Below are 4186 nucleotides of genomic sequence, written 5' to 3'. Positions count from 1 at the left end.
GAGGCGGCTGGTCTATAAGCGGGAAGTCGCGGCCGTGACGGTCATGCAGCTTACCGAAAGTGCCGCATTGCCGTGGGGGTATCAGGCGGAGGTGGTGTTTGATCAGGCCGAACAGGGCGGTGTATGAAGAACAAAACGGCCCACTGCGGACCTTCGTGCATCCTGCGGCGGACGGCGGGTCAGAGCCCATCGTGTCGCTTTCTGCGCTCCGTATGAATTGGTGCAATGCACAGTTAACAGACATAGCCCATGATCGCGATTGTCGACGCTGACTGTTTCCCGGGCGCTGCGCCGCTGCAACGCAGCTTCACCGATCCGGCCGTTCGCGCACTGTGCAGCATGACAAGACGGGCGGCCGACCGGCTTGCGGACTGTTCTGCTGGTCGACCTCGCGGTGGGAATCTATCTACAGGCCGTTAAAACTGCCGACGCCCGGTCGCGATCTATCTTTGGTGCTGTTATCCGCACAGATCCGCTGCCTTCATGATGAACGTGCACGTGCGCTGGCAAGACGCTGCCGAGGATGACCGCTTCATTGCGTGGGCCCGGGAGTTCTTCGACCGCACGGAGACGCATGCCAATGGCGCGGTTTATTCGAACTTCATGCCCGAGGATGAGACAGGCCGCGCGAAAGGCGCGTTCGGCGCTGCCTATGCGCGTCTCGCAGATATCAAGGCGCATCATGACCCGGCTGGGCTGACGCGGACCCACGCGAATGTGGTCGCGTCTGCATAGGGCGGCAGCGGGGCGGCAGGTGGTGCCTGCGGCATGCTTGATCCGGGCTTCAAGACCCGGACAAAAACGTGCTCCGTTTGGCCCGCCATGTGTTAACCTTTGACCGTCCGAATTAATGAATCACCCGGTTTTGCTATCTTCAACCCATTCATTCAGGGAGACATCGAATGGATTACTTTGATGTAGACGTGTATTCGCGCAAAATCTCGACCAGTTCGAGCGACGCGCAGCTTTGGTTCGATCGCGGTCTGGTATGGACCTATTCCTACAACCACGAACAGGCCATCGAGTGCTTCCAGAAAGCCCTGAGCCTTGATCCTGACTGCGCAATGGCGCATTGGGGCGTCGCCTATGCCATAGGTCCAAACTACAATTTCGAATGGTGGATGATGGACCCGGACACCAAGTCGACTGCCCTGGCAACTGCCTATGACAGCACGCAGGCAGCCCTTGCTCTGGTCGGCAAAGTGACGGCCCCGGAGCGTGCGCTGATCGAAGCCTTGCCTGCCCGCTATCCGCAGCGTGAGACGATTGAAGATCAGGCGCCGTGGAACGACGATTTCGCCGCCGCTATGAAGAAAGCCTACGACGCGCATGCGAACGATATCGACGTCGCAACGGTCTATGTCGAATCGATCCTGAACCAGACCCCTTGGAAAATGTGGGACATCCACAAAAACACGGTCGCCGAGGGTTCCGGGACGGTCGAGGCGCAAAAGGTTCTGGAGAGTTTCGTGGACACCCCCGAGGGGCGCGCGCATCCCGGCATTCTACACCTCTACGTGCACCTGATGGAAATGTCGCCGACCCCTGAAAAGGCGCTGATGGCAGGCGATTACCTGCGTGAGTTGGTGCCCGACGCCGGCCACCTGATCCACATGCCCACGCATATCGACATCCAGTGCGGCGAATATCGCGACGCCTTGTACTGGAACCAGAAGGGCATCGAGGCCGATCTGAAGATCGCTGAGCGGCAGGGACGTTTGAATTTCTATACGGCCTACCGGGTGCACAACTACCATTTCGCCATCTATGGCGCGATGTTCCTCGGCCAGTACGAGCCTGCCATGGCGGCCGCAGAGGAAATGATCCGGGAGATTCCGGTGGAGCTTTTGCAAATGGAAAGCCCGCCCATGGCCGACTTCCTCGAGAGCTACATCTCCATGAAGACCCATGTGCAGATCCGGTTCGGCAAATGGCGCGACATCATCGCCGAGCCGCTACCGGAGAATCAGGCACTCTATTGTCACACCACGGCTTCTCTGCACTATGCCAAAGCCGTGGCCCATGCCGCGCTGGGCGATGTGGCCGGTTCCGAGGCCGAACGCGCCAAGTTCATGGCGGCGCGGGCGCAGGTCCCGGAAAGCCGCTACCTGCACAACAACCCCTGTATCGACCTGCTCGCGGTGGCGGAGCAGATGCTCGACGGCGAGTTTGAGTACCGGAAAGGCAATCACGACAAGGCTTTCGCCCATTTGCGCAAGGCAATCGAGCTCGAGGACAATCTGGCCTATGACGAGCCTTGGGGCTGGATCCAGCCCGTGCGCCACGCGCTCGGGGCCCTGGCGCTCGAGCAGGGTCTCGTCGAGGAAGCGGAGCAGGCCTATCGCGAAGACCTCGGTCTTGCGGGCAACCTGCCGCGCGCCTGCGTTCACCCTGACAATATCTGGAGCTTGAAGGGGCTTGAGGAATGTCTGCGCCGCCGCGGCGCCGGGGACGGCGAGGAAGCGAAACTCATCCGTCAGCGGCTTGAGATGGCTGCCTCCCGGTCCGATCTGCCAGTTGGCGCGTCGTGCCATTGTGCGCAGGCGGCCATGCAAGCTGTGGCGGCAGAGTAAACACAGATCGAAAGGTGAACTGAAATTCGGCTTTAGTCAGGGTCTTGTGTCGGCATGGCGCAAGACCCTGAGTGTCTTCACGGTTGCAATCTTGTTTCGACGTTACGAAGCAAAGACTCAAACCGGTAAATACTTTGGCGAGGGTACCACGTTCTCGCAAAGTGTCCGCAGTGGGCTCTGGGCCGTCATCTGAGCATTTCAGTTGGATATCCCGTGGCTGAGCGAGCGCTTATCCTGTCTACGTCGAGTTCCGTTTGCAGCTGCAGAAAACTGAGGAAACCTATCGAAGCGATGTAGGTCCGGGTCGCGAACCGCGGACACCAGCCGTTTTTGAGTGGAAGCCGAATGGCGGCACTGTCCGCACTGCCGCCGCTCGTATCCCGGCTCGGCGTTGATTTTGTGTGCAAGCGCAGCGAAAGTCGGCACTGAGCCCAAACTGTGAACTTGATTTTTTCGCTGCGCGCGCTCGCAGCACCAGAAATGCCGCAGAGGCGTAAGATTCCGCGCCGCCACGCAGCGCAGAGATCGGCCATTCGTCGACCGTGCAGCATTTCCCAGACGGCGAATTTACAGGTCGCGGACTATACGGCCGTTGGCCGTAGCGCGGCACCCGAGGGCACGTTAAACGTCTGCTCTGCCGACAAAGTCGCCGCCGCTCAACTCGAATGATCCGGTTTCAGCTGATAGTAGTGAACGGGTAGCCTGAGGCCTTTAAGAAGCCGGGGTTCTTTTTCAACAAATGAGAACCTGTCCTGAATTTCCTGAGCCACGTTTTTGCTCACGAGCACCTCAGTATCCAGTGCCAGATCGCACAGCCTCGATGCAACATTTGAAACAGTACCGATTGCCGCATAATCCAGCCGTCCCTCAAATCCGATCTGTCCCAAGCTGGCAACGCCTTTCGATATACCGATACCAAGGCCAAGCTGGTGATCTGTATCTTGAAACTTTTCCATATTTGGTCTGAACCCGGACTGAATATCCAGTGCCAGCCGGACTGCCCGCGCCTCCGGGTCAGGGCTTTTGTCCAGCGCGTTAAACAAAACGACAAGCCCATCGCCAAGAAATCGCTCAAGCGTGCCTTGATGACGTTCAATCAAAGGCCCGGCGTAGCTGTGAAAGGCATTCAGAGCACCAGTAACAACTCCCGCCTCATTCGTGTCGGCGAAAGCTGTGAAACCACGCAGGTCGGCAAACAGCACCACAATTTCAGCACGTTGCGGAGCAAGCAACTTAGTTTCGTCTCCGGAGGCGATAATTAGGCAGCACACCCATTAATTCTTTTTTAAGGGCATAGGTTTGTGATTCATTTCGTCCAAACAACGGGCGGGAGGATGCAAGTGGCGCGATCAGACATGAGCGATTTGGAATGGGAATTCATCAAAGCTGTCTTGCCGAACAAAACGCGCGGCAAGAAGCGGGTAGATGACCGCCGCGTGATCAACGGCATTTTCTACGTCCTGCGCACCGGCACCCCTTGGGCCGATCTGCTCAGCGAATACGGCCCACCGACAACGGTCTACAACCGCTTCAACAGGTGGAGCTATGCGGGCCACTGGGACCGGATCATGGACGCCATCGCCGACGCGCATAACGTGGACACAGTGATGGTC

Annotated in this window: 4 protein-coding genes; 3 read left to right on the top strand and 1 reads right to left on the bottom strand. The window is 58.4% G+C overall.

Translation table 11 applies throughout. From position 1 onward, the window contains the following. Positions 1–483: 483 nt before the first annotated feature. Together LC354_RS26585 and LC354_RS26580 are read left to right on the top strand one after the other, a co-directional pair. Positions 484–735: a BBE domain-containing protein gene (locus LC354_RS26585; RefSeq protein ID WP_223428961.1), complete on the top strand. Its 252-nt coding sequence runs from the start codon at positions 484–486 to the stop codon at positions 733–735. Between the two features lie 167 nt (positions 736–902). Then, a complete protein-coding gene (locus tag LC354_RS26580) occupies positions 903–2573 on the top strand; it encodes a tetratricopeptide repeat protein (RefSeq protein ID WP_223428960.1) in 1671 nt (556 codons plus the stop codon). 656 nt (positions 2574–3229) lie between these two features. Here the strand turns inward: LC354_RS26580 and LC354_RS26575 are convergent. Next, positions 3230–3805, bottom strand: coding sequence for an adenylate/guanylate cyclase domain-containing protein (locus LC354_RS26575; protein ID WP_223428959.1), 576 nt, complete (start codon positions 3803–3805; stop codon positions 3230–3232). 123 nt (positions 3806–3928) lie between these two features. On the opposite strand from LC354_RS26575, the gene LC354_RS26570 reads away from it, so the two are divergent. Further along, on the top strand, positions 3929–4186 hold a 258-nt coding region (locus LC354_RS26570), incomplete at its 3' end, for a transposase (RefSeq protein ID WP_263289642.1).

Source organism: Tateyamaria pelophila, from assembly GCF_019966495.1.
GTDB lineage: Bacteria > Pseudomonadota > Alphaproteobacteria > Rhodobacterales > Rhodobacteraceae > Tateyamaria > Tateyamaria pelophila.
The sequence above is the reverse complement of the archived record's forward strand: the minus strand, read 5'-3'. Positions and strand labels throughout refer to the sequence as shown.